This is a genomic window from Psychrobacter sp. AOP30-A2-5 (assembly GCF_052378115.1).
Taxonomy (GTDB): domain Bacteria; phylum Pseudomonadota; class Gammaproteobacteria; order Pseudomonadales; family Moraxellaceae; genus Psychrobacter.
Map to the genome: position 1 here is coordinate 1 of NZ_JBQSXK010000048.1, position 1,920 is coordinate 1,920.

Sequence of the window (1,920 nt, forward strand, 5' to 3'; positions counted from 1 at the left end):
GTTAGCATAAAGCTTAACTAGTACAGTTCGTTTTTTACACTGAATCTATCTGTTTATTATATCGTTATGCTTGTTAGGAAATCTATTTTTGATATTTGATTATTAAAAATTGTTTGTTTTATTAACATCCCAAATATGCTCTACGTAGAATTTAAAATGATACTTTCTACCTTGAAAAAATACTTGATAACCTAGCCATCCATAAATCTGATTCTACACCACTACCTAGGGAAAAACTATGTAAGGGCTGAGAAGGGTCTTTAATTTCCACCTTAATCACATTCATTTGTCTTGTGCTGGATTGATTTGTGCTGACTTGATAGTAGCTAATTATATCACTGTAATCACATATGGTGATATGAGGTTCACTACTGGGATTAATAGTAAAAACAATTTTTTTAGCATTATCGTCTATTATTATTCCGGATGCTTCATAAGATGGATTAATCCCATTTCTTATAGCCAGTTTCTTATAGTGATCATGAACATTATTATGAAATACCCCTACATTACCTGTGAGATAACGTTTTATTTTATCAAATACAGATAAGCCAATAAAAACGAGTAAAAAAATTAAAATAAATGCTAAAAGTGCTGCACCGGCATCCCATTTTATAAATGCAATGTAACCAAATATAAACGGTAATGTTATAGCTATTAAAAATGTTTTTTTGGATAATAAAAATACAATTTTTCTAGCTTTAGGTGGATTGGAAGATTCTGTTCTAATTTTCTGTATTGACATTTTGACGCTCATTCAATGTGAAGGTTAGGAAAAGTATTTATGTATTGGAGTATACATATTACTATCTTTGAACAAGAGTTCATACTGAAAATTAGTTTGTAAGCTAGCGGATTGATTGAAAGCTGTGATACCTATAAAATAGAATATCGCTGCAATCGAAGTATTTTATGATTTTGGGTGGAGTGGATAGGAAAATTGCTTTTAAAGGTAAATGAAAACTATCGAAAGATTTTTCTTAAAACCTCTCAAAATAAAAGCTGAGCAAAATGCCCAGCCTATATCACATTTAAAAAATTTAACTATTACGCCTATTGTGCGGTCAAACCACCATCAACGACAAACTCTGAACCCGTCGAGTAGCTTGAGTCATCAGACGCTAAGAACAACACCATGCCGCTGACTTCTTCGGGCTGTGCCACACGCCTCATCGGAATAGTTTTGGCAAATGCTTCAACCGCATCTTTGGTATCGCCTTGCATAATCATCGGTGTGGCGATGACGCCTGGATGAATAGAGTTCACGCGAATGCCATGAGGGGCACACTCTAATGCTGCCGCTTTGGTCATACCGCGTACCGCAAATTTAGAATCGGTATAGCCGATAGCGCCGCCAACCAAGCCATTAATTGATGAGATATTGATGATAGAACCTTGTTTGGCGGCTTTCATCGTTGGAATGACTGCTTTCATGCCTAAAAAGACCGACACCTGATTAATCTCTAGAATCTTGCGATACGCTTCTACTGACGTATCTAAAATAGATTTGTGCGTAGTGATACCTGCATTATTAACCAGTACATCAATTTTGCCAAATTTATCTTGGGTGGCTGTAACAACTTGCGTCCAATCTTCTTCACTAGTAACGTCATGCTTAATAAATAGAGCGCTCTCGCCAAGCTCTTTTGCTAATGCGTCGCCTTTATCAGAGTTGATGTCGGTCAAGACGACTTTAGCACCTTCTTGCATACACAAACGTGCATGAGTCTCGCCCATGCCTTGGGCGGCACCTGTGATAATAATAACTTTATCTTGTAAACGCGCCATGAGTTTTCCTATTTTTTTAGTTATGAATAATGAAAGAGTATAGGACACAATCGCTAAATACTCCTTAGTGATTATGAAACTAAAAGTGAATACTTTATGTTTTTAAATGATAGCTTTAAACATAGCTTTGAA

General features: G+C 35.7%; 2 protein-coding genes. Both read right to left on the minus strand.

Annotated elements, in window-relative coordinates:
• Positions 1 to 166: 166 nt before the first annotated feature.
• A complete protein-coding gene (locus ACT3S4_RS14255; RefSeq protein WP_290190084.1) occupies positions 167 to 745 on the minus strand; it encodes a hypothetical protein in 579 nt (192 codons plus the stop codon).
• 308 nt (positions 746 to 1,053) lie between these two features.
• Positions 1,054 to 1,788 carry a glucose 1-dehydrogenase gene (locus tag ACT3S4_RS14260; RefSeq protein WP_444761295.1) on the minus strand — a complete coding sequence of 245 codons (735 nt, stop codon included), beginning with the start codon at positions 1,786 to 1,788 and terminating at the stop codon, positions 1,054 to 1,056.
• Between the last annotated feature and the right edge of the window lie 132 nt (positions 1,789 to 1,920).

Excerpts from the sequence above, each read along its gene's own strand:
- ACT3S4_RS14255 (WP_290190084.1), bottom strand. The coding sequence starts at position 745 with ATGTCAATACAGAAAATTAGAACAGAATCTTCCAATCCACCTAAAGCT.
- ACT3S4_RS14260 (WP_444761295.1), bottom strand. The coding sequence starts at position 1,788 with ATGGCGCGTTTACAAGATAAAGTTATTATTATCACAGGTGCCGCCCAA.